The organism is Kosakonia quasisacchari, assembly GCF_004331415.1.
Taxonomy (GTDB): domain Bacteria; phylum Pseudomonadota; class Gammaproteobacteria; order Enterobacterales; family Enterobacteriaceae; genus Kosakonia; species Kosakonia quasisacchari.
This window is the reverse complement of the sequence record NZ_SJOP01000011.1, coordinates 107172-128648: the sequence shown is the minus strand read 5'-3', so window position 1 is coordinate 128648 and position 21477 is coordinate 107172. Positions and strand designations below refer to the sequence as shown.

The window sequence follows — 21477 nt, the reverse complement described above, 5'->3', positions numbered from 1 at the left end:
TTTGCGCCGGACTTGCATATTCTTGCGCTTTTCTTTACACAACGCTGGTATCCGCCGCCTGCTATTCATAGACTGGGGTTCTGGTGACTCTATGATAATTTCCGCGAATGTCTGAACACTACGAAGCCTTTGAAAACCTCAGTAAACACAACGCCGTGTTGCACAACTCGGTGGCGCTGCACTCTGGCATACAACTGGCGGCCTGGTCGAACAAACGCGATAACATCACCCAATATTGCAATCACCACACCCTGAGCTTGTACGTTGCCGACGGCTACGAGAGCTACCACAAAACCGCCTACGGCTGGAAAAACGGCGGCGGGCCGGATCGTTTTTGTCTGATGCCAAAAGAGAGCGAATCAATATGGGATATTCGCGATACGTTGTCTTTTGTGCATCTTTATTGTACCGATGAGCATCTGCGTGAAGTGGGTGAGCAGGTGTGGGATCGCAGCCCGGCGTCGTTCACGCTGGATGAGAAAACATTTTCCCAGGATACGCGTATTACTGCGCTCTATCGCCAGTTTTTACTGGATTGCAACTGGCAGCAAAACGCAAACCAGTTAACGCTCAGCACCGCATCGACGCTTTTACTGACACACTTAGTGCAACACTACAGCAACGTGCAGTGGCAACTGCCGACTGTCACAGGCGGCCTGGCACCCGTGGTGTTGCGCACGGTGCTGGAATTTATCGATGCGCATCTGGCAGATCCGCTGCTGCTGGCGGATCTGGCGGCGCAGGCCGCACTTAGCGAATACCACTTTGCACGCATGTTCCGCCAGTCAATGGGCGTTGCGCCGCACCAGTTCGTCATGCAACGGCGCATGATGCGGGCAAAAGATCTGTTACTTCACAGCGATCAGCCGCTGACCACCATTGCGCTGGCCTGCGGTTTTAACTCTGCCAGCCATTTCAGCAACCGTTTCAAAGCGGCGAAAGGCATGACTCCCTCGCAGTTACGCGCGTCGCGCTAAGTGCAATGCGCTATAGCAGATCCCGCCGATCACTAACCCCCAGAATGCAGAACCAATCCCCAACAGCGTGACGCCGCTGGCGGTAACCAGAAAAGTAACAATCGCGGCGTCGCGATCGCGCTCATTGATGAGCGCCTGGCGCAGGCTACCGCTAATTGTGCCTAGCAGTGCCAGCCCGGCTAACGTCTGGATCCAGCTTAACGGTAACGCCGCCAGCAGCGAAGTTATCGATCCCCCAAACAGACCCGCCAGCAGATAGAATACGCCAGCGGCTCCCGCGGCCAGCCAGCGTTTTTCTGGCTGCGGGTGGGCATCCGGGCTTTGGCAGATCGCCGCAGTGATGGCGGCAATACAAATTGAATAAACACCAAACGGTGAGAGTAATAGCGCCAGTACACCAGTAAAGATAATCAACGGAGAAACCGGAACGTGGTAGCCCGCTGCCTGCATCGTGGCGAAACCGGGCGCGTTCTGCGACGCCATCGTCACCAGAAAGAAGGGAACACCGATACTTACCAGTGACGTCCAGTGAAATTCTGGTGCGGTATAGACGGGAAGAACCACTGCAAAACTCAGGCTATTCGTGACAACGTCACCACCAAGTATCGCAACCAGTGCACCGACAACGAGCGTCGCGACAATGGCATAGCGCGGCGCCAACGCTTTGCAGATAAGCCAGGCCAGCAGCATGCTGCCACACAAAGCGAAATGCCCCGGAATATTGCTAAAGGCCTGCAAACCAAAGCGCAGCAAAATGCCCGCCAACATGGCTGCCGCCAGGGTATGGGGAATGATTTTCATCAACCTGGCGAACAAGCCGGTGATGCCGCACAGGACAATTAATGCATTGGCAAAGATAAATACGCCAACCGCTTCATTTAGTGAAATGCCTTGTAGGCTGGTCGCCAACAATGCCGCGCCCGGTGTCGACCAGGCGGTGAGTACCGGCATGCGATACCAGACACTCAGCGCCAGCGTACTGATGCCCATGCCCAGACCGAGCGCGGTCATCCAGCCGGCAATTTGCGTCGCACTTGCGCCTGCCGCCGAAGCTGCTTGCCAGATAATGGCGGCGGAGCTGGCATAACCGACCAACACAGCGACAAAGCCAGCCAGCACGCTGGTAAAAGGAACGGCAGAAGAAAGTGAAAAGGCAGCGGTGCGCATGAAATAATCCTTGTGCGTTATAGCATCCGCATAAAATATCACTGGCCGTTATAGCGCACAAGCTGGCAGTGCAATAAGGTATTTAGCGTGGTTATAGTTTCGCTCTCTAAAAAAGAAACGCTGCGCTATACTGCCCCGGATTTTTCTTCCCGGAGGTGTAATGAACATCGCAGACTATCTGGCAAGCACCTTAAAACTTCTCCGTCAGGGCCGTGGCTGGAGCCTTTCCCGGCTGGCAGAAGAGACGGGCGTTTCTAAAGCGATGCTCGGGCAAATTGAGCGAAATGAATCAAGCCCGACGGTGGCGACACTCTGGAAAATCGCCACCGGCCTGAATGTGCCGTTTTCTACCTTTATTGCTCCGCCAGAGAGCGACACGCCGCACGCCTACGATCCTGAACAACAAGCCATGGTGATCACGCCCATTTTTCCGTGGGATGAAAAGCTGCATTTTGATCTCTTTTCCATTGCGCTGGCACCGGGCGCGATAAGTGAATCGACGCCGCACGAAAGCGGGGTGATTGAGCATGTGATTGTTATCAATGGTGCGCTGGATTTATGTCTGGGCGGGCAGTGGAAAACATTTACCAGTGGGATGGGGGTGCGTTTTGCCGGCGATGAAGCCCATGCGTATCGCAACAGCTCCGCGCACACGGTGCATTTCCACTCGTTGATTCATTATCCAAAAGAAAAAGCCGCAAGCACGCCTGCGGCAAAGAACGACGACGATTAATAACGCGACAACGTTGACCCGCCATACTCCGGGCTGCAGGAAAGTTCAGCCTCACCTGCAACCGGCAATACAGTGGATAAAACGTGACGAGGAATGTCCGAGTCACCACTCTATCGCCGCATGTAACACAGCGGAAATAGCAATTTCGACATTGCATTGCCGACAGGCGCAAATTCCCCCTGCGGCAGGTGGTGAAACGCCCCGGTTGTGACTACAATAGCCGCCATTTTGTACATAATGGATAACGACGATTGTATGCGCCTGCAACCCCATCATCTTGAACTGTTAAGCCCGGCTCGCGACACCGCCATTGCCCGTGAGGCCATACTTCATGGCGCTGACGCGGTCTACATTGGCGGCCCGGGTTTCGGTGCGCGCCATAACGCCGGTAACAGCCTGCGCGATATCGCCGAACTGGTGCCTTTCGCGCATCGCTACGGCGCGAAAGTGTTTATCACCCTGAACACTATTCTTCATGATGATGAGCTGGAACCGGCGCAGAGCCTGATCCATGACCTGTACCAGGCCGGTGTCGATGCGCTGATCGTGCAGGATATGGGCGTACTTGAGCTGGATATTCCACCGATTGAGCTGCATGCCAGTACGCAGTGCGACATTCGCAGCGTGGAAAAAGCCAAATTCCTCTCCGATGTTGGCTTTAGCCAGATTGTGCTGGCGCGTGAGCTGAACCTTGAGCAGATCCGCGCCATTCATAGCGCAACCGACGCCACCATTGAGTTCTTTATCCACGGTGCGCTGTGCGTGGCCTATTCCGGGCAGTGCAATATCTCCCATGCGCAGACCGGGCGCAGCGCCAACCGTGGCGACTGCTCCCAGGCGTGCCGCTTGCCCTATACGCTGAAAGACGATCAGGGTCGTGTCGTGGCTTATGAAAAACACCTGCTGTCAATGAAAGATAACGATCAGAGCGCCAACCTGGCGGCGCTGATCGATGCCGGTGTGCGTTCCTTCAAAATTGAGGGGCGCTACAAAGATATGAGCTACGTGAAGAATATCACGGCGCACTATCGCCAAATGCTGGATGCCATTATTGACGATCGTGGCGATTTGGCGCGCGCTTCCGCCGGGCGAACAGAGCACTTCTTTATTCCGTCGACCGATAAAACCTTCCATCGCGGCAGCACCGATTATTTTGTCAATGCGCGCAAAATTGATATCGGCGCGTTTGATTCACCGAAATTTATCGGCCTGCCGGTCGGTGAAGTGCTGAAAGTGGCGAAAGATCATCTTGATGTTGAAGTGACGGAACCGCTGGCCAACGGTGATGGGCTGAACGTGCTGGTGAAGCGTGAAGTGGTGGGTTTTCGCGTCAACGTCGCCGAGAAAACGGGCGAAAACCGTTATCGCGTGTTCCCGAACGAAATGCCGGATGCACTGCGAACGCTGCGCCCGCACCATGCGCTGAACCGCAACCTTGACCATAACTGGCAGCAGGCATTACTGAAAACCTCCAGCGAGCGTCGCATCGGCGTAGATATTGAGCTTGGCGGCTGGCAGGAACAACTGGTTCTGACGCTCACCAGCGAAGATGGCGTCAGTGTTACCCACACGCTGGACGGGCAGTTTGACGAAGCCAACAATGCGCAAAAAGCGCTGGAAAGCCTGAAAGACGGGCTGGCGAAACTGGGGCAAACCCGGTATTACGCGCAGGCGATCGCCGTGAATCTGCCGGGGGCGCTGTTTGTGCCCAACAGCCAACTTAACCAGCTGCGTCGCGAAACGGTAGAGATGCTGGAAGAAGCACGACTGGCGAGTTACCAGCGCGGCAGCCGCAAACCGGTGGCGACACCCGCGCCTATTTACCCGGAAACACACTTGTCGTTCCTGGCTAACGTTTATAACCATAAAGCGCGTGAATTTTATCAACGCTACGGTGTGCAACTGATTGACGCCGCCTTCGAAGCGCATGAAGAGAAGGGCGATGTGCCGGTGATGATCACCAAACACTGTTTGCGCTTCGCCTTCAACCTGTGCCCGAAACAGGCGAAAGGAAACATCAAAAGCTGGCGCGCGACGCCGATGCAACTGGTGCATGGCGACGAAGTGCTGACGCTGAAGTTTGACTGCCGTCCGTGTGAAATGCATGTGATTGGCAAAATTAAGCACCATATTCTGAAAATGCCTCTGCCGGGCAGCGTAGTGGCGTCGATAAGCGCCGATGACTTATTAAAAACGTTGCCAAAACGCAAATAAACAAAGGGTGGCACTATGCCACCCTGTTTTTTTTACTGCCCCTAAAACAATTCTCCTGAATAGCCATAAATTATCCCGTCGCAGTAAGAACAATCATGCGTTAATAACCGTAATACGTTAATCTAGCCGGGCGAAAATAATAAGAAATGGCTTATTGATGATATTCATGGAGAGGGAATGCGTAAATTTACGTTAGGCGCCTTGCTTGTCGCAGGTGCATTTTTGTTGTCTGCCTGTACGCCAGGCCCGCTCGGAACGCAGCGTTATCAGCCCTATACCGGCAGCGATGCCACAGTGGTCTATACGCAAGCTAATAAGGCACATCAGGGGCTTTTTTATTTCCAGCGTTATAACAAAGAGGGTGACTGCTTTAATTCCGCCGAGATGATTTACATCAGCAATAATATGCTCGATGGCGTTGTTGATCGGCTTTTTACCAGCCGGCTTAAAGGCGATCAGTACTGGACATTAATCGTACAAGATAATTCAAGCGGCAGGATGTGGATTCATGAGACCGCATTTTTCCTTGAAAAAGGAAAACACTATGTGGCAATCAGCTCCCGTGGGGCGGTTGAAATTCCGGCAGATTTGAATATCACCAGCCAGGACGATCTGGATAAAGTGTATGACCGCTATAAAGATAAACCGGCTAAACCGTGGAATTTACGCCGTGGCATCTGTAAGTCCTGGTTATCCAAAGCGATGGGATCGTAATCTCTTAAGCAAGCGTTCTTAAAAACCGTGTCTACAAGATAAAAAATAGGCCTTTCGTGATGGCGAAAGGCCTGTTTGCATTTCAGGATAGATTAGCGGTCATCACCTGGACGACTTTCTTCCGGCAGTGGCGGTTTCTTACCGCTGTGTTTGTCGTTGTGTTTATTATCCGGGCGCGGCGGCTTATCCTGCTTGTGTTTCGGCGGCGGCGCGTCGTGCATCGGTTTTTTATCACCTTTATGGTGCTGGCCGTTTGGGGACTGTTCCGGCGGTAGCGGCGGACGTTCGTCGGCAAACACCATGGAAGAGAAGCTCACCGCCAGAATGGCAGACACCAGTGCAATCTTTTTCATCTTTTACATCCTTACTCGTTCTATTGCGTGGCGACGATTTGACGATAAAAAAGTGAAGGGATTATGGAGCGTTACGCCTTCGGGATTATTCCTGGCGGCGCGGTGGAAGATAGCGCCAGTAGGGCGGTGAGCCGAAACTCGCCAGTAAAAAATCAATCACAGTGCGCGTGTTAAGTGACGGATATTTCCCGCCAGGGTAGAGCAACCAGAGCGACTGCTGCATTGCCGAATAACTGGCGGTGAAATCGGGCATGAGCGCCACAAGCTCGTTGCGGTTTAGCATTTCACCGACTTGCCAGTCCGGAAAAAGTAATATTCCCCCATCACTTAGTGCTGCCTGTAACAGCAATTCCGCGTTATCCGAAACGATTTTGGCCTGCGGCGAAAACTGGCAGGATTTCTCTCCTCGCTGAAAACGCCAGCGCTGTAAACCGCTTTTCCCGCGATACGCCAGTAACCGGTGCGACTGCAACTCCTCCGGCGTGTTCGGTTGGCCATAACGGCGCACATAAGCGGGTGTCGCCACCAAATGGCACTGCTGATGCGCAATCAGCCGACCATGCAGCTCGGAATCTTGCAGCGCTGCGATACGCAGCAGCAGATCAGTGCCGTCGGCAAACGGGTCGATATAGTCATCGTTCAGGTTTAGTTCGATGTGCAGACGCGGATAACGCTCGCTCAACTCACTGATCTTTGGGCCAATATGGCGCAGGCCAAACGAGGTCGGGGCATTAATGCGAATGCGCCCGCCAGGCTCATCCCGGCGCTCGTCCACCTGGGTTTGCGCGTCCGCAAGCTGCTGTAACATGGCGCGAAACGTGTCGGCATAGATATGACCCGCCTCAGTGGCAATCACCGCGCGCGTGTTGCGATACAACAACTGGGTTTCCAGCGCCTGCTCCAGTTGTTGAACCACGCGGGATAAGGATGATGCCGCCAGGCCTTCGTTACGGGCGACTTCGGATAAGTTGCCCTCGCGAACAATGGCGAGAAACAGCTGCATTGAGCGGGCACTAATTTGACTGAGCTTCTTCATCTGTGCGTAATCTGCAAAGGTCCATGGCGCATTGTAGTGTTTTTGCGAACAGGTTACATCGCTAAGCTACGCGAACACTTAATACGGAGAAGAATCATGAGCACTGTAGTGAAAGCTTTCGATGAAACCGTCCGCCAGCGCTTTTCCGCCCGCGCATTTCTACCCACGCCGTTAACGGACGAGCAAATTCAGGACGTATTGCAGGATGCGCAATTTTCGCCGTCTAACTGCAACACGCAGCCGTGGCATGTGCATGTGGTGTCCGGTGAAACGAAAAATCGTCTTGGAAAAAGGATGACGGAAAACGATCTAGAAGGGCACCAGACGCCGGATTTCACCTTTTCCTATGACGATTTTCACGGCGACTATTTCGAGCGCGCTCATGAGCAAGCGCGAATCTATTACGATGCGATTGGCGTTGCGCGTGAAGATAAAGCGCGGCGTAAAGAGGCTTATCTGCGTAATTATCAATTTTTTAACGCACCACACGCAGCGTTCCTGTTTATGCCGTCCTTTGGCGACAATATCCGCGTTGCCTCCGACATTGGTATGTACGCCCAGAGCTTTTTGCTATCGCTAACTGCGCGCGGTTTTGCCGGTATTCCGCAAACCTTACTGGGTTTTCACGCCGATTTAATCCGCGCCGAACTGGGCGTTTCTGATGATTATCGTCTGCTGTTCGGCATCTCGTTTGGTTATGCCGATCTGTCTGCGCCGTCTGCGAAAACACGCATGCCGCGCATTCCTGTTGAGCAAAGTGTGGTGATGCACGGGTAACGCCGTATACGACCAGAGACGCTTATAGAGAACATTGGCGTCTCTGTCCGTGCTACGCAGCACAAAGCGCGCGGGCGCTTTGTTTCCACTCATCAACCTGATCGGGGTGCAGAAAGGAAAAATAAACGGTGGTGTTATCAGGAAGGATATTTTGCAGGGCCTGCATGCAGTTGGCTTCGCAGGGGCGTAATTCGATATAAACGCTGGTGATCGGCAACTGTTCATCGCCATTGCCCGATTTCTCAATGCGTCGTATCGCGGCAATCAGCGCCGCCATTTCGCCATGCAATTTCACCCAATTGTTGGTGTAAATATCCGGTGGCATCTCAATACGCATTTGGCTATTGCCAAACGCATAGCGGGAATTACCGCGCAGCGTGTATTCGACGGTGGCGCAGCACGATTCCGGGCCAAAACCCTCTTGCTTAACCAGCTTCTTTTTGTCTTCCAGCGTACGGCGGACAATCGGGTAACCCGATCGGAGGTTGTAAGGCGTCTGAACGAGGTTAATCATTATTTCTCCCTAAACGCATGAAAAATAGCAGCTCTAAAGCAAATTGGACAACAAAAAGCGTAGTGAACGATCCCGGAAATTTCTAGCCAGGATCGTCCGTTGCGAATGGCCAATTAGTGCGATTTAAACCCCGCCGCCGACATCAGAAGCCGGAACACCATACTGACTGCAAACAGTGCCAGCACGCTGCCTCCCCAGATTAAAAGCATCCACATCAGGCGGTTAAAGAAGGCGTGTTTCATCAATGATACCCCTCGCCATGTTGCACCTTGCCGCGAAACACGTAGTAGCTCCACAAGGTATAAACCAGAATAATCGGGATAATCAGCAGGGCGCCGACCAACATAAAGCCCTGGCTTTGCGGTGGTGCAGCGGCCTGCCACAACGTGATATCCGGCGGAATAATGTGCGGCCAGATACTGATGCCAAGGCCGCTAAACCCGAGGAAAATCAGCCCCAGTGTCTGCACAAACGGCAATGTGTGGGAGTCCGGATTGCCGAGGCTGCGCCATAACCAGACACTCAGCACGACGACCAACAGCGGCACTGGCGAGAAGAAATAGAGATTCGGCAGGCTGAACCAGCGATCGGCAATCGCTGAATGCGCCAGCGGCGTCCAGAGGCTAATCACGGCAATCACCACTAACATCGCCAGCAACAGTTTTCTCGCGGCTTTACGCATTTTTCCCTGCAGCGGCTCCTCGCTTTTCATCACCAGCCAGCTTGCGCCAAGCAAAGCATAGGCGATGACCAGCCCGACGCCGCAAAACAGATTAAACGGTGTCAGCCAGTCGAGCGCACCGCCGCTAAACGTACGACCGGTCACCGGAAAACCGTTGAGCACCGCGCCCACCACCACACCTTGTGTAAAGGTGGCAAGCAGCGAGCCGGAGAGAAACGCTTTGTCCCAGAACGGCCGGTGCGCAGGGGTGGCTTTGAAGCGAAATTCAAAGGCCACACCGCGGAAAATAAGCCCAATTAGCATTAACGTTAGCGGAATGGTCAGCGCATCGACAATCACCGCATACGCCAGCGGAAACGCGCCGAACAAGCCCGCGCCGCCAAGCACCAGCCAGGTTTCGTTGCCATCCCACACCGGAGCCACAGTGTTGACCATCACATCACGATCGTGCGCGTCGCGCGTGACCGGAAACAGGATGCCGATACCAAGGTCAAAACCGTCCATCACGATATACATCAAGGTGGCAAAGACGATAATGACAAACCAGATTAACGAAAGATCGATGCCCATTATTTATCCTCATCCGCCTGGAGATGTTCGCCCGCCGCAGACAGCGGTCGTGCCGGAGTACCTTGCGTGGCGCGCTCATCACGCTCCTGTGGCCCTTTGGTGATCAGCCGCACCATATAGCTGTAACCCACACCAAAAACGGAACAGTAGACAACAAAGAACGCCAGCAAACTGAGGCTCATTTGCAAGTTGCCATGGGCGGAAACCGCATCAGCCGTGCGCAACAAACCATATACCACCCACGGTTGGCGACCCACTTCCGTGGTGACCCAACCGGCGAGAATGGCAATCAAGCCCGCTGGCCCCATCCACAGCGCAAAGTGTAAAAATGGTCGCGACTGATAGAGCCTGTCACGAAAACGCAGCCACAGCGCGGCGACACCCAGCGCAATCATCAGCACACCCAGCCCGACCATAATGCGAAACGACCAGAAGACAATCGGTGAATAGGGGCGCTGATCTTTCGGGAACTCTTTCAGTGCCGGCACTTGCTTATCCAGGCTGTGCGTCAGGATCAGGCTTCCCAGCGCCGGGATCTCCACGGCATAACGCGTGCGCTCCTGCTCCATATCCGGGAGACCAAACAGCAGCAGCGGCGTCGCTTCACCTGGCGGATTCTCCCAGTGGCCTTCAATAGCAGCAATTTTTGCCGGTTGATGTTCAAGCGTATTCAGCCCGTGCATATCACCGACCATCGCCTGAATCGGCGCAACAACCAGCGCCATCCACATCGCCATAGAAAACATCTTGCGGATCGCAGGCGTGTTATTCCCGCGTAACAGATGCCAGGCAGCAGATGCGCCGACAAACAACGCACTGCTAAGGAATGCCGCAATGGTCATGTGCATCAGCCGGTACGGGAAGGAAGGGTTAAAAATCACCTTAAACCAGTCGACCGGAACCACCTGACCATTTTCGACGATAAAGCCTTGCGGCGTGTGCATCCAGCTATTGGATGCGAGGATCCAGAAGGTGGACATAATGGTGCCCAGCGCGACCATACAAGTGGCGAAAAAGTGCAGGCCAGGGCCGACTTTGTTCCAGCCAAACAGCATCACGCCGAGAAAACCCGCTTCGAGGAAGAAGGCGGTCAACACCTCATAAGTCAGTAATGGCCCGGTAATGCTGCCGGCAAACTGGGAAAAACCGCTCCAGTTGGTACCGAACTGGTACGCCATCACCAGCCCGGAAACCACCCCCATACCGAAGTTAACGGCGAAGATCTTCGACCAAAAATGGTACAGCGTGCGCCAGTCCGGGTTGCGGGTTTTTAGCCACAAACCTTCCAGAACTGCAAGGTAACTGGCAAGGCCAATAGTGATTGCCGGAAAAATAATATGAAAAGAAACCGTGAAGGCGAACTGTATTCTCGCCAGGTAAAACGCGTCTAAACCAAACATGCACAACCCCAATGTCAATGTTGTGGTGTCAATATTAATGAGCACAAGCCTGAACTTGCAGAAACAGATACAGGGAATTTTCGTATAACAGTTCCCTACAAAGGGTATGGCAGGTTGCGGATTAGTCCAGACGAAGCGGGAGCCGATAACCATAACAGTGCGCATAACGCGCTGTTATGCATAAACTGATATAGCAAGATGGCGCCCTGCGTGCCATGATGTAGACGTTTTGTTAACACGTGAAAAATCATGAAAAAATACCAGCGCCTGGCGCAGCAAATCGCGGAACAAATTGAGCTTGGCGTCTGGCGGCCTGGAGAGAAGCTGCCGTCGCTGCGCGAGCAGGTGACCAGCAGTGGGCTCAGTTTTATGACCGTCGGTCATGCTTATCAGTTGCTGGAAAGCCAGGGACGGGTGATTGCCCGACCGCAGTCCGGCTATTTTGTTGCGCCAGCGCCCGGCTTACCGCGCACCCCGGCGGCGAGGATAACGCGTGACGAAGCGGTGGACATCAATACCTACATTTTTGACGTGTTACAGGCCAGCTGCGATGCCTCGGTACTGCCGTTTGGTTCCGCCTTTCCCGACCCAAAACTGTTCCCGATGCCACAGCTTAACCGTTCGCTGGCAAAGGTGAGCAAAAGCGCCACCGCCATGAGCGTTATAGAAAACCTGCCGCCAGGGAACAGTCAACTGCGCCACGCTATTGCTAAACGCTATGCCCGCCAGGGGATGAACATTTCACCGGATGAAATTGTTATCACCGCGGGCGCGCTGGAAGCGTTGAACCTCAGTTTGCAGGCGGTAACAGAGCCGGGTGACTGGGTGATTATTGAAAGCCCCTGTTTTTACGGCGCGTTGCAGGCGCTGGAGCGGCTGAAGTTAAAAGCGCTGTCAGTGCCGACCGATGTAAAAGAGGGCATCGATCTTGATGCGCTGGCGCAGGCATTAACTGACTATCCGGTAAAAGCCTGCTGGCTGATGACCAATGCGCAGAACCCGCTCGGGTTTACATTAAGCGCTGAGAAAAAGATCCAACTGGTCGCGCTGCTGGCACAACACAACGTCACGCTGATTGAAGATGATGTTTACAGCGAGCTTTACTACGGGCGCGAACAGCCGTTACCGGCTAAAGCCTGGGACACGCAAGACATGACGTTGCACTGCTCCTCATTTTCTAAATGTCTGGTCGCCGGGTTTCGCGTCGGGTGGGTTGCTGCCGGTCGTCACGCTCGCCGTATCCAGCAATTGCAACTGATGAGCACTTTATCCACCAGTTCACCGCTCCAGTTGGCGCTGGTCGATTACTTATCGACGCATCACTACGACGCCCATTTGCGCCGCCTGCGCCGACAGCTTGCCGAGCGCAAACATCTGGCCTGGCAGGCGCTGCTGCGCCATCTGCCGCCGGAAGTGAAAATCTATCGTAATGAGAGCGGCTATTTCTTATGGCTGGAGTTGCCCGCCGGGCTTGATGCGGGTGAACTGAGCCAGCGGGCGTTGGCGCACCATATCAGCATTGCGCCGGGAAAAATGTTTTCGACATCCGATAACTGGCGTTCATTTTTCCGTTTTAATTGCGCATGGGCCTGGGGCGATAAAGAGGAGCGGGCGGCAATACAACTGGGTGAGTTAATTCGCCAGATGATGAATTAACCCTGTCAGTCTTTCTTATTTTCTGAATAACTTATTCTCCTGTGAAAAATAACGGCGGCGTAAACATAGAGTGCGCCGTCATTATTTTCTGCGCTCTCGATATTGGTATTCATAGGAAATGCGAATAGCAACACAGATTAACGGACTTCCTCTAACCCCTTGTCTATACTCCAAAAGAGCGTGCAACAGCGTTTTTATTGTTAACGCAATGCGTCATCTGTCACATCCTTGCGAAATTTCCGACGAGCCACATTCATGCCGTCAGCGCGCCGTCTATTTTTATTAAGGGAGATATATTAACGGCAAGGCTGCCGCACTTTTTCATTGCGACAGGAGTAGAAAATAATGAGCAAGCAATTTGCCCGCAGCAGCCTGTGTGCGCTGGGTCTTACCGTTATGACCGCGAACGCCGCCGAACCAACAGAAGTGGGAAAGGGAGAGGGGCGGCTGGATATTATCGCCTGGCCGGGGTATATCGAGCGCGGCCAGACCGATAAGCAATATGACTGGGTTACCGCGTTTGAAAAAGAGACTGGATGCGCGGTGAATGTGAAAACCGCCGCCACCTCCGATGAGATGGTCAGCCTGATGGCGAAAGGCGGTTATGACCTGGTTACCGCCTCCGGTGATGCCTCTTTACGCCTGATCATGGGTAAACGCGTGCAACCAATAAATACCGCCCTTATCCCTAACTGGAAAACGCTCGATCCGAAGCTGGTCAAAGGGGAATGGTTTAACGTCGGCGGGAAAACCTACGGCACGCCTTATCAGTGGGGGCCGAATCTGCTGATGTATAACACCAAAACCTTCCCGACGCCGCCAGATAGCTGGGCGGTGGTATTTGTTCAGCAAAACTTGCCGGACGGCAAAACCAACAAAGGGCGTGTGCAGGCCTACGATGGCCCGATTTATATCGCCGATGCTGCGCTGTTCCTGAAAGCCACGCAACCGCAACTGGGTATTGACGATCCGTACCAGCTTACCGAAGCGCAGTATCAGGCGGTGCTGAAAACCCTGCGCGAGCAGCACTTGCTCATTCACCGTTACTGGCATGACACCACAGTTCAGATGAGCGACTTCAAAAACGAAGGCGTGGTGGCTTCCAGCGCCTGGCCTTACCAGGCAAATGCCCTGAAAGGGGAAAATCAACCGATCGCCACCGTCTTTCCCAAAGAGGGTGTCACCGGCTGGGCAGATACCACCATGCTGCACGCCGATGCGAAACACCCGAACTGCGCCTACAAGTGGATGAACTGGTCGCTGACACCGAAAGTACAGGGCGATGTGGCGGCGTGGTTTGGTTCACTGCCGGTGGTGCCGGAAGGGTGCAAAGCCAGCACGTTGCTGGGTGAAAAGGGCTGCGAAACCAACGGCTACAGCTTCTTTGACAAAATCGCTTTCTGGAAAACACCAGTGGCACAAGGCGGTAAATATGTGCCTTACAGCCGCTGGACGCAGGATTACATCGCCATTATGGGCGGCCGTTAAACCTGCCAGGAGCGCGCGATGACCTATGCGGTAGAGTTTCTGGATGTCGCCAGAGTTTACGGCGATATCCGGGCGGTCGACGGCGTAACGTTCGCCGTCAACGACGGGGAGTTTTTCTCCATGCTGGGGCCATCCGGCTCCGGCAAAACCACCTGCCTGCGGCTGATTGCCGGGTTTGAACAGCTCAGCGGCGGCGCAATCCGTATTTTTGGCCGCGAGGCCAGCGAACTGCCGCCCTGGGAGCGGGACGTGAATACCGTCTTTCAGGATTACGCGCTGTTTCCGCACATGTCCGTTCTCGATAACGTTGCCTACGGGTTGATGGTGAAAGGCATCGACAAAAAACAGCGCCATGCCCGCGCTCGTGACGCGCTGGAAAAGGTGGCGCTCGGTTTTGTGCACGCGCGTAAACCTTCGCAGCTTTCCGGCGGTCAGCGGCAACGCGTCGCCATCGCCCGCGCGCTGGTAAATGAACCCAGAGTGTTATTGCTGGATGAACCGTTGGGGGCGCTGGATCTAAAGCTGCGTGAACAGATGCAGCTGGAGCTGAAAAAGCTGCAACAGGATCTCGGCATCACCTTTATTTTTGTCACCCACGATCAGGGCGAAGCCTTGTCGATGTCCGACCGCGTGGCGGTGTTCAACAATGGGCGCATTGAGCAAATTGATACGCCGCGTGAGCTTTACCTGCGCCCGCGCACGCCGTTTGTCGCCGGGTTTGTCGGCACCTCCAATGTGTTTAATGCGGCGCTTGCGGAAAAACTCTGCGGCATGAACGGTGTTTACTCGCTGCGCCCGGAACACATTCGCCTGAATACGCCGGGGGAAATAGAAGCCAGCGCCGTGGTGCAAACGGTGCAATATCAAGGCGCATCGACCCGTTTTGAACTGGCGCTGGCGCAGGGCGAAAAGCTGTTAGTCAGCCAGGCGAACCTCTCCGATGCGTTACTGCCAGACACGCTGGCGCCGGGGCAGCAGGTGCGGGTTTCCTGGTCGCGCGAGGCGATGGTGCCGTTACAGGGAGCGGGGTGAGAGGGCGATGAGTATTGCGCAACGTTCGCCGCGCCGCGTCAGTCTTAGCGCTGTGTTCTGGCGAAAACCGGTGTATGGGCTGCTTTTGCTGCTACTCGGCCCGTTGATGTGGTTTGGTATTGTCTATTTAGGTTCGTTGCTCACCTTACTGTGGCAGGGGTTTTACACCTTCGATGATTTCACCATGTCGGTCACGCCGGATTTGACGTTTGCCAACCTGCTGGCGCTGTTTAACCCGGCTAATTACGACATCATTCTTCGTACGCTGATGATGGCGCTATGTGTGACGGTGGCGAGCGCCATTCTCGCTTTTCCGATGGCGTGGTATATGGCGCGTTATGCGCAGGGCAAATGGAAAGCGTTCTTTTATATCGCGGTGATGTTGCCAATGTGGGCGAGCTACATCGTTAAAGCCTATGCCTGGACACTGCTGCTGGCAAAAGATGGCGTTGCGCAGTGGTTTTTAAGCCATCTTGGGCTGGAGCCGCTACTTGCTGCGTTTTTGACACTGCCCGCCGTGGGCGGCAATACGCTTTCTACCTCCGGACTGGGTCGTTTTCTGGTATTCGTCTATATCTGGTTGCCGTTTATGATCCTGCCGATTCAGGCAGCGCTTGAGCGATTACCGCCCTCGCTGTTGCAAGCTTCAGCGGATTTGGGCGCGCATCCACGCCAGACCTTTCGCTATGTTGTGCTCCCGCTGGCGGTACCGGGCGTGGCGGCGGGTTCGATATTTACTTTTTCGCTAACGCTCGGGGATTTTATCGTGCCGCAGCTCGTCGGACCGCCGGGTTACTTCATCGGTAATATGGTTTATTCGCAGCAAGGGGCGATTGGTAATATGCCGATGGCCGCCGCGTTTACCCTTGTGCCGATGGTGTTGATAGCTCTTTATCTGGCGTTCGTGAAACGTCTGGGAGCGTTTGATGCACTCTGAACGCGCACCGTTTTTGCTCAAAGTCGCCACCTGGGGCGGCGTTATCTTTCTGCACTTTCCGCTTTTGATCATCGCCATCTATGCTTTCAATACCGAGGACGCCGCATTCAGCTTTCCGCCGCAGGGCTTTACGCTGCGCTGGTTTAGCGTGGCGGCGGCGAGGGGAGATATTCTCGATGCAGTGACACTGTCACTGCAAATCGCGGCGCTGGCGACGGCTATCGCATTGATTCTTGGCACACTTGCTGCAATGGCCTTATGGCGTAGCGAATTTTTCGGCAAAAACGCCATTTCTTTACTGCTGCTGTTGCCGATTGCCTTACCGGGAATTATCACTGGGCTTGCGCTGTTGACCGCGTTTAAAACGGTCAATCTGGAACCGGGTTTTTTCACCATCGTCGTGGGACATGCCACGTTCTGCGTCGTGGTGGTGTTTAACAACGTGATTGCCAGGTTTCGGCGAACCTCCTGGAGCCTGGTCGAAGCCTCAATGGATTTAGGTGCGAACGGCTGGCAAACCTTCCGCTATGTGGTGCTACCGAACCTGAGCTCGGCGCTTCTGGCGGGCGGCATGCTGGCGTTTGCCTTGTCATTTGACGAGATCATTGTCACCACCTTTACCGCAGGCCATGAACGTACTTTGCCGCTGTGGTTGCTCAACCAGTTGGGACGCCCGCGCGATGTACCCGTCACGAACGTTGTGGCATTACTGGTGATGCTGGTAACGACGATTCCCATTCTGGGTGCCTGGTGGCTGACCCGTGATACCGACACGATTGCCGGAACCGGCAAATAACTGACCACGCTGAAAGGACAGAACTATGCAACATCAACTGTTTATCAATGGAGTACTGGTTAACGGCGAAGGCGAGAAGCAGCCTGTATATAACCCGGCTACCGGTGAAGTGTTGCTGGAGATCGCCGAAGCGTCCGCCGCGCAGGTCGACGCTGCCGTGCAGGCTGCCGATCGCGCGTTTGCCAGTTGGGGACAAACGACACCGAAGGCGCGCGCCGAATGCCTGCTGCAACTGGCACAGATGATTGAAGATAATGCGGAAACCTTCGCCCGGCTGGAGTCCCTGAACTGCGGTAAACCCTTTCACTGCGTACTGAATGACGAAATTCCGGCGGTAGTGGATGTGTTTCGCTTCTTCGCCGGGGCTGCGCGTTGCCTGAATGGGCTGGCGGCAGGTGAATACCTGGAAGGACATACCTCAATGATCCGCCGCGATCCGCTGGGCGTCGTCGCCTCTATTGCGCCATGGAACTACCCACTCATGATGGCGGCCTGGAAGCTCGGCCCGGCGCTGGCAGCGGGCAACTGCGTGGTAATTAAGCCTTCGGAAATTACGCCACTCACCGCGTTAAAACTGGCGGAACTGGCGAAAGATATCTTCCCGGCGGGTGTGCTGAATGTGTTGTTCGGTCGCGGCAGCACCGTGGGTGATCCGCTCACTGGCCATGAAAAAGTACGCATGGTTTCCCTGACGGGCTCGATTGCCACTGGCGAGCACATTATTGGTCATACGGCATCGTCGATTAAGCGCACCCACATGGAACTCGGTGGCAAAGCGCCGGTGATCGTGTTTGATGATGCGGATCTCGATGCGGTGGTTGAAGGGGTTCGTACTTTCGGTTTTTACAATGCCGGGCAGGATTGTACCGCCGCATGTCGTATCTACGCACAAAAAGGCATTTATGATGCGCTGGTGGAAAAGCTGGGTACAGCGGTTGCCAGCTTGAAAATGGGCGCGCCGGACGATGAATCAACAGAACTTGGGCCGCTCAGTTCTGCGGCGCATCTGGCGCGGGTTGGCAAGGCGGTTGATGAGGCCAAAGCGCTCAGCCATATTCGCGTGGTGACCGGCGGTAAAAGACATGAAGGCGCAGGCTATTATTACCCGCCAACGCTGCTGGCAGGGGCAAAACAGGAGGATGCCATTGTACAGCGGGAAGTGTTTGGCCCGGTGGTAAGCGTCACGGTGTTTGATGATGAGGAACAGGTGTTGGACTGGGCCAATGATTCGCAATATGGGCTGGCCTCATCGGTATGGACCAAAGATGTCGGGCGCGCCCATCGCTTGAGTGCACGTTTACAATACGGCTGCACCTGGGTAAATACGCATTTTATGTTGGTGAGCGAAATGCCGCACGGCGGGCAGAAACTCTCAGGCTACGGCAAAGATATGTCACTCTACGGCCTGGAGGATTACACCGTGGTGCGCCATGTAATGATCAAACATTAAGGCAATAATAAACGCCACGGAGGGCGTTTATCGCTTTTATTCCCTTATGAAACATGAGGTAAATCGCATAGTAAATTATGTGTGTTGTTATTAATGAAAAACTGGTTTAATAATAGCCAGCCATCAGCGGAGTGGCGAAATAAAAACATTTAAATAAAACCGCAAACAGACGTTGTTCCGATGTGTTGTCACGTGAGTGTCATCAATGCGACAAACGGCAGTCATTGCCGCGGGTAAGAATGTCTGGCTTTTAAAAAAATCAGGCAAGGAAAAAGAGTAATGAGTAAAATCGTAGTCGTGCTCGTACCAGGGGGCGCGTCTCAATTTTTGACCGTTGAAGATGGCGAAACCTCGGTGCAATGGGCGATAGCAGGGCTTGATGGTGGAGCAACAAACACCAGCATGCCTATCGAAACTTACTATTGCGAAGGCGAAGAGTTTTATTTTGCCCGCGTTGAAAGTCTCGCGGGTAATGAAATAACCGCTGCAATGCTGAATTAAAAAATAAGGGCTCAGATGAGCCCTTATTTATTTAACAGTGCAATTAATTTGCAGGCTTACCTTTTCAGGAACACCTCATTTTCACGTGGTGCCCAATCTTTCTCTGAAAAATCATATGTTGAGAAGGGCTCATCTTTTATTCCCTGCGAACGCAGAACGGCGCGCACTTCCGCTGGCAGCGTTTCATCACGGAATAATTCCGCCAGCACAAACATGGCGTCAATAAACGATAGCTGTTTTACTTCAAAGGGTTTCCAGCCGGTGCGTTTGAATATTAAATGATAAAGCGCCTCTTCACCGGCAAGCGGAACGAAACTGCTGGCGTACTTTTCCCGGTGGCGAGAGAGCAACACTTCCAGGACGAATATCTGCGCGATGCGCTGCCGGGCAGCATTGCCCCGGGCGGTATCAGTGGTCATATCGACGTGCGTTATGTCATTGTTTTCACGCACCCGAACTTCTATGGCTTGCCACAGGTCGTCATATTTCTGCATAACCTTACCTTGTTTCATCTGATGTCTGCCTTGCCGGTAGACAATATCAGAGATGATCCCAGCTCGACAAACTTCCCGGTGTTATTATTCGCAGCAGAAACATATCAGTTAATCCCTAAGTTAAATTAATGGATATATCGTTTCATTCCCCCGGTAGTTTGTGTTTAATCATTTTTCATCTTCCACAGAAATAATGATTAGCCTGACCTGGAATCGTCGGAAATAAATATGAAAACATTATTGCTGTTGTGGGCGGTGCTTGCCGCCTCAGGTTTATGCATGACAACAGAGGGATTTGCCAAAACACAGCGTCTGTCTGATGCACAGGTGAAACAAGCGATTATTGCTGAATCTATTGCTAACTACCCTGGTCCCTGTGCCTGTCCCTACAATCATGCGCGGAACGGCAGTTCATGTGGCAAGCGTAGCGCGTGGAGCCGTGCAGGCGGTTATTCGCCCATTTGCTACGCCGAAGAAGTCACAAAAGAGGATATTGCGCAGTGGCGTGAAACACATCAGTAGGAAAAAAACCGACCGCAGAAAAAGAAAGCAGTTGCGGCTGCTTTCGCTCTCACAGCCAGTTAAATCAAAGTTGGCTGCTACACCTTTCGTAGTAATCCCTATTCGACTTGATATATATCAACAAAAAGAGCATATTGCGTTCGTTTTGTTATTTCTGGGTTAATGTTTGTTATGTCGTTATACCAAAAAATGTTGGTTTTCTACTTTGTCATGGCGCTGATTTGCGCGCTGATTACCTGGTTTCTTTCTCACGATCGTAAACGTATTCGCCTGCTAAGTGCGTTTTTGGTGGGCTCGACATGGCCCATGAGCTTCCCGGTTGCGCTGCTATTTTCCATATTCTAAATTTTGCCAACAAAGCGTGACGGCGAAAGCGATAACGTCTTGAATATTAGTGCAACATGTTAGGCGGATGTTTTACCTAAGGACAGGAGACAGACGTTGGAACTCTACACCAAACTGCTTATTTTCTACGCCGCCATGGCGGTATTATGCGCCGTGGCAACCTGGTTTCTCGCCAAAGATAGTCGCAAAATCCGTCTGCTGAGCGCCGTGTTAGTTGGTGCAACATGGCCTATCAGTTTTCCCGTGGCGCTACTTTTTTCTCTGTTTTAGTCGTGTCCTTGCCACATTGCTGTGATACTGTATATAAAAACAGTGCTATGGCAGAGAGGGTATTATGGACAGTCTGTATTCACTCCACGCGCAGGGGCAGGTACGTTGGCATGCGTTACCGGGCAAAGGCGATCCGGTGGTTTTTATTCATGGCCTGGGCTGCGCGTCTTCTTACGAATACCCGCGCATCGTCGCCGATCCGGCGTTTGCTGGTAGGCGCGCCATCCTTATCGATTTGCCGGGCTACGGTTACAGTGAACGACCGGCGAGTTTCTCTTATCGCACCAGCGATCAAGCGCAAGTAGTCATTGAATTGCTGGATAATCTTGGGCTGGATGCATTCTGGTTATACGGCCACAGCATGGGCGGCAGTATCGCGATTGAAGTCGCTTCGCGTATCCCTCAGCGCATCAACGCGCTGGCTGTATCCGAACCCAATTTTCATGCCGGTGGCGGGGCATTTAGCCGTATTATCGCGGCTCAGGATGAGGCCGATTTTGTCACCTGCGGCTACGCGGCAATGCTGGCCCAGGAAAAAAGCGCGTGGGCCGGCAGTCTGCAAAGCAGCGCACCCTGGGCGGTGTGGCGCGGCGCGAAAAGCCTGGTCGATGGCATTGAACCGTCGTGGATGTCGTTATTTACACATTTCCCCCGTCCAAAAACGCTGATTTTTGGCGAGCTGTCGTTACCAGATAAAGATGCCGAAAGCGTGCTGGAACAAGGGATTGAGCTGCGTATCATACCGCGTGCCGGTCATTCAATGTCTGAAGAACAGCCCGCTTTGCTGGCGCAGACGTTAGCAGAATTTATTGCGCAACATGAGTAAAAAGAAACCCGGCACATTTGCAT

The 21477-nt window shown here is 53.5% G+C and carries 24 protein-coding genes; 16 read left to right on the top strand and 8 right to left on the bottom strand.

Going from position 1 to position 21477, the window contains the following annotated elements; translation table 11 throughout:
* Positions 1-107: 107 nt before the first annotated feature.
* The gene (locus tag E0L21_RS13695; RefSeq protein ID WP_131410356.1) at positions 108-977 is read left to right on the top strand and encodes a helix-turn-helix transcriptional regulator; all 870 of its coding nucleotides are present in this window, start codon (positions 108-110) and stop codon (positions 975-977) included.
* Here the strand turns inward: E0L21_RS13695 and E0L21_RS13690 are convergent.
* The gene (locus E0L21_RS13690) at positions 960-2144 is read right to left on the bottom strand and encodes a benzoate/H(+) symporter BenE family transporter (RefSeq protein ID WP_131410354.1); all 1185 of its coding nucleotides are present in this window, start codon (positions 2142-2144) and stop codon (positions 960-962) included. The two genes, E0L21_RS13695 and E0L21_RS13690, sit on opposite strands and share 18 nt — an antisense overlap.
* Positions 2145-2304: 160 nt before the next feature.
* On the opposite strand from E0L21_RS13690, the gene E0L21_RS13685 reads away from it, so the two are divergent.
* The 3 genes from E0L21_RS13685 to E0L21_RS13675 all read left to right on the top strand — a co-directional run bounded on the left by E0L21_RS13685 (position 2305) and on the right by E0L21_RS13675 (position 5805).
* Complete coding sequence (locus E0L21_RS13685) at positions 2305-2877, top strand: helix-turn-helix domain-containing protein (protein WP_131410352.1); 573 nt, start codon at positions 2305-2307, stop codon at positions 2875-2877.
* Between the two features lie 255 nt (positions 2878-3132).
* On the top strand, positions 3133-5091 hold the full coding sequence (locus E0L21_RS13680) for a peptidase U32 family protein (protein WP_131410349.1): 1959 nt from the start codon (positions 3133-3135) through the stop codon (positions 5089-5091).
* A 177-nt stretch (positions 5092-5268) separates the two neighbouring features.
* The gene (locus E0L21_RS13675; protein ID WP_131410347.1) at positions 5269-5805 is read left to right on the top strand and encodes a hypothetical protein; all 537 of its coding nucleotides are present in this window, start codon (positions 5269-5271) and stop codon (positions 5803-5805) included.
* Between the two features lie 92 nt (positions 5806-5897).
* Here E0L21_RS13675 and E0L21_RS13670 read toward each other — a convergent pair whose 3' ends face one another.
* Positions 5898-6158 (bottom strand): hypothetical protein, encoded by a 261-nt coding sequence (locus tag E0L21_RS13670; protein WP_131410345.1) that lies wholly within the window; start codon positions 6156-6158, stop codon positions 5898-5900.
* An 85-nt stretch (positions 6159-6243) separates the two neighbouring features.
* On the bottom strand, positions 6244-7194 hold the full coding sequence (locus E0L21_RS13665) for a LysR family transcriptional regulator (RefSeq protein ID WP_131410343.1): 951 nt from the start codon (positions 7192-7194) through the stop codon (positions 6244-6246).
* A 96-nt stretch (positions 7195-7290) separates the two neighbouring features.
* Between E0L21_RS13665 and E0L21_RS13660 the strand changes: the two genes are divergently transcribed.
* Entirely contained in the window at positions 7291-7971 is a 681-nt protein-coding gene (locus E0L21_RS13660; RefSeq protein WP_131410341.1) for a nitroreductase, read from the top strand.
* Between the two features lie 52 nt (positions 7972-8023).
* On the opposite strand, the gene E0L21_RS13655 is transcribed toward E0L21_RS13660, so the two are convergent.
* The 4 genes from E0L21_RS13655 to E0L21_RS13640 form a co-directional block, all read right to left on the bottom strand.
* Positions 8024-8485 carry a PH domain-containing protein gene (locus E0L21_RS13655; protein WP_131410339.1) on the bottom strand — a complete coding sequence of 154 codons (462 nt, stop codon included), beginning with the start codon at positions 8483-8485 and terminating at the stop codon, positions 8024-8026.
* A gap of 113 nt (positions 8486-8598) precedes the next feature.
* Positions 8599-8727: a DUF2474 domain-containing protein gene (locus E0L21_RS13650; protein ID WP_131410336.1), complete on the bottom strand. Its 129-nt coding sequence runs from the start codon at positions 8725-8727 to the stop codon at positions 8599-8601.
* Positions 8727-9737 carry a cytochrome d ubiquinol oxidase subunit II gene (gene cydB, locus E0L21_RS13645; protein ID WP_131410334.1) on the bottom strand — a complete coding sequence of 337 codons (1011 nt, stop codon included), beginning with the start codon at positions 9735-9737 and terminating at the stop codon, positions 8727-8729. The genes E0L21_RS13650 and cydB overlap by 1 nt, the downstream gene beginning before the upstream one ends.
* A complete protein-coding gene (locus E0L21_RS13640) occupies positions 9737-11137 on the bottom strand; it encodes a cytochrome ubiquinol oxidase subunit I (RefSeq protein WP_131410332.1) in 1401 nt (466 codons plus the stop codon). The genes cydB and E0L21_RS13640 overlap by 1 nt, the downstream gene beginning before the upstream one ends.
* A 249-nt stretch (positions 11138-11386) precedes the next feature.
* On the opposite strand from E0L21_RS13640, the gene E0L21_RS13635 reads away from it, so the two are divergent.
* The 7 genes from E0L21_RS13635 (at position 11387) to E0L21_RS13605 (ending at position 18997) form a co-directional block, all read left to right on the top strand.
* Positions 11387-12793: an aminotransferase-like domain-containing protein gene (locus E0L21_RS13635; protein ID WP_131410330.1), complete on the top strand. Its 1407-nt coding sequence runs from the start codon at positions 11387-11389 to the stop codon at positions 12791-12793.
* A 345-nt stretch (positions 12794-13138) separates the two neighbouring features.
* A complete protein-coding gene (gene ydcS, locus E0L21_RS13630; protein ID WP_131410328.1) occupies positions 13139-14281 on the top strand; it encodes a putative ABC transporter substrate-binding protein YdcS in 1143 nt (380 codons plus the stop codon).
* 18 nt (positions 14282-14299) lie between these two features.
* The gene (locus E0L21_RS13625; protein WP_131410326.1) at positions 14300-15313 is read left to right on the top strand and encodes an ABC transporter ATP-binding protein; all 1014 of its coding nucleotides are present in this window, start codon (positions 14300-14302) and stop codon (positions 15311-15313) included.
* A gap of 7 nt (positions 15314-15320) precedes the next feature.
* Positions 15321-16250: an ABC transporter permease gene (locus E0L21_RS13620; RefSeq protein WP_131410324.1), complete on the top strand. Its 930-nt coding sequence runs from the start codon at positions 15321-15323 to the stop codon at positions 16248-16250.
* The gene (locus E0L21_RS13615) at positions 16240-17046 is read left to right on the top strand and encodes an ABC transporter permease (RefSeq protein ID WP_131410322.1); all 807 of its coding nucleotides are present in this window, start codon (positions 16240-16242) and stop codon (positions 17044-17046) included. Before E0L21_RS13620 ends, E0L21_RS13615 begins: the two co-directional genes overlap by 11 nt.
* Positions 17047-17071: 25 nt before the next feature.
* Positions 17072-18496 carry an aminobutyraldehyde dehydrogenase gene (gene patD / locus E0L21_RS13610; RefSeq protein ID WP_131410320.1) on the top strand — a complete coding sequence of 475 codons (1425 nt, stop codon included), beginning with the start codon at positions 17072-17074 and terminating at the stop codon, positions 18494-18496.
* A gap of 279 nt (positions 18497-18775) precedes the next feature.
* Positions 18776-18997 carry a hypothetical protein gene (locus E0L21_RS13605; protein ID WP_131410318.1) on the top strand — a complete coding sequence of 74 codons (222 nt, stop codon included), beginning with the start codon at positions 18776-18778 and terminating at the stop codon, positions 18995-18997.
* 56 nt (positions 18998-19053) lie between these two features.
* Here E0L21_RS13605 and E0L21_RS13600 read toward each other — a convergent pair whose 3' ends face one another.
* Positions 19054-19509 carry an ECs1072 family phage-associated protein gene (locus tag E0L21_RS13600; protein WP_131410316.1) on the bottom strand — a complete coding sequence of 152 codons (456 nt, stop codon included), beginning with the start codon at positions 19507-19509 and terminating at the stop codon, positions 19054-19056.
* A 261-nt stretch (positions 19510-19770) separates the two neighbouring features.
* Between E0L21_RS13600 and E0L21_RS13595 the strand changes: the two genes are divergently transcribed.
* The 4 genes from E0L21_RS13595 to E0L21_RS13580 all read left to right on the top strand — a co-directional run bounded on the left by E0L21_RS13595 (position 19771) and on the right by E0L21_RS13580 (position 21454).
* The gene (locus tag E0L21_RS13595; RefSeq protein WP_235855240.1) at positions 19771-20013 is read left to right on the top strand and encodes a hypothetical protein; all 243 of its coding nucleotides are present in this window, start codon (positions 19771-19773) and stop codon (positions 20011-20013) included.
* 171 nt (positions 20014-20184) lie between these two features.
* On the top strand, positions 20185-20358 hold the full coding sequence (locus tag E0L21_RS13590) for a GhoT/OrtT family toxin (protein ID WP_071925283.1): 174 nt from the start codon (positions 20185-20187) through the stop codon (positions 20356-20358).
* 96 nt (positions 20359-20454) lie between these two features.
* Positions 20455-20628: a GhoT/OrtT family toxin gene (locus E0L21_RS13585; protein ID WP_131410312.1), complete on the top strand. Its 174-nt coding sequence runs from the start codon at positions 20455-20457 to the stop codon at positions 20626-20628.
* A 64-nt stretch (positions 20629-20692) separates the two neighbouring features.
* Complete coding sequence (locus tag E0L21_RS13580; RefSeq protein ID WP_131410310.1) at positions 20693-21454, top strand: alpha/beta fold hydrolase; 762 nt, start codon at positions 20693-20695, stop codon at positions 21452-21454.
* The last annotated feature ends 23 nt before the right edge of the window (positions 21455-21477 follow it).

What these genes read in the sequence shown, in the direction of transcription:
- E0L21_RS13675 (WP_131410347.1), top strand. Translation starts at nt 5,269, where the DNA reads ATGCGTAAATTTACGTTAGGCGCCTTGCTTGTCGCAGGTGCATTTTTG.
- E0L21_RS13695 (WP_131410356.1), top strand. Translation starts at nt 108, where the DNA reads ATGTCTGAACACTACGAAGCCTTTGAAAACCTCAGTAAACACAACGCC.
- cydB (WP_131410334.1), bottom strand. Translation starts at nt 9,737, where the DNA reads ATGGGCATCGATCTTTCGTTAATCTGGTTTGTCATTATCGTCTTTGCC.
- ydcS (WP_131410328.1), top strand. Translation starts at nt 13,139, where the DNA reads ATGAGCAAGCAATTTGCCCGCAGCAGCCTGTGTGCGCTGGGTCTTACC.
- E0L21_RS13650 (WP_131410336.1), bottom strand. Translation starts at nt 8,727, where the DNA reads ATGAAACACGCCTTCTTTAACCGCCTGATGTGGATGCTTTTAATCTGG.
- E0L21_RS13690 (WP_131410354.1), bottom strand. Translation starts at nt 2,144, where the DNA reads ATGCGCACCGCTGCCTTTTCACTTTCTTCTGCCGTTCCTTTTACCAGC.
- E0L21_RS13580 (WP_131410310.1), top strand. Translation starts at nt 20,693, where the DNA reads ATGGACAGTCTGTATTCACTCCACGCGCAGGGGCAGGTACGTTGGCAT.
- E0L21_RS13620 (WP_131410324.1), top strand. Translation starts at nt 15,321, where the DNA reads ATGAGTATTGCGCAACGTTCGCCGCGCCGCGTCAGTCTTAGCGCTGTG.
- E0L21_RS13635 (WP_131410330.1), top strand. Translation starts at nt 11,387, where the DNA reads ATGAAAAAATACCAGCGCCTGGCGCAGCAAATCGCGGAACAAATTGAG.
- E0L21_RS13595 (WP_235855240.1), top strand. Translation starts at nt 19,771, where the DNA reads ATGACAACAGAGGGATTTGCCAAAACACAGCGTCTGTCTGATGCACAG.
- E0L21_RS13660 (WP_131410341.1), top strand. Translation starts at nt 7,291, where the DNA reads ATGAGCACTGTAGTGAAAGCTTTCGATGAAACCGTCCGCCAGCGCTTT.
- E0L21_RS13615 (WP_131410322.1), top strand. Translation starts at nt 16,240, where the DNA reads ATGCACTCTGAACGCGCACCGTTTTTGCTCAAAGTCGCCACCTGGGGC.
- E0L21_RS13640 (WP_131410332.1), bottom strand. Translation starts at nt 11,137, where the DNA reads ATGTTTGGTTTAGACGCGTTTTACCTGGCGAGAATACAGTTCGCCTTC.
- E0L21_RS13590 (WP_071925283.1), top strand. Translation starts at nt 20,185, where the DNA reads ATGTCGTTATACCAAAAAATGTTGGTTTTCTACTTTGTCATGGCGCTG.
- E0L21_RS13600 (WP_131410316.1), bottom strand. Translation starts at nt 19,509, where the DNA reads ATGAAACAAGGTAAGGTTATGCAGAAATATGACGACCTGTGGCAAGCC.
- E0L21_RS13665 (WP_131410343.1), bottom strand. Translation starts at nt 7,194, where the DNA reads ATGAAGAAGCTCAGTCAAATTAGTGCCCGCTCAATGCAGCTGTTTCTC.
- E0L21_RS13655 (WP_131410339.1), bottom strand. Translation starts at nt 8,485, where the DNA reads ATGATTAACCTCGTTCAGACGCCTTACAACCTCCGATCGGGTTACCCG.
- patD (WP_131410320.1), top strand. Translation starts at nt 17,072, where the DNA reads ATGCAACATCAACTGTTTATCAATGGAGTACTGGTTAACGGCGAAGGC.
- E0L21_RS13625 (WP_131410326.1), top strand. Translation starts at nt 14,300, where the DNA reads ATGACCTATGCGGTAGAGTTTCTGGATGTCGCCAGAGTTTACGGCGAT.
- E0L21_RS13605 (WP_131410318.1), top strand. Translation starts at nt 18,776, where the DNA reads ATGAGTAAAATCGTAGTCGTGCTCGTACCAGGGGGCGCGTCTCAATTT.
- E0L21_RS13670 (WP_131410345.1), bottom strand. Translation starts at nt 6,158, where the DNA reads ATGAAAAAGATTGCACTGGTGTCTGCCATTCTGGCGGTGAGCTTCTCT.
- E0L21_RS13685 (WP_131410352.1), top strand. Translation starts at nt 2,305, where the DNA reads ATGAACATCGCAGACTATCTGGCAAGCACCTTAAAACTTCTCCGTCAG.
- E0L21_RS13680 (WP_131410349.1), top strand. Translation starts at nt 3,133, where the DNA reads ATGCGCCTGCAACCCCATCATCTTGAACTGTTAAGCCCGGCTCGCGAC.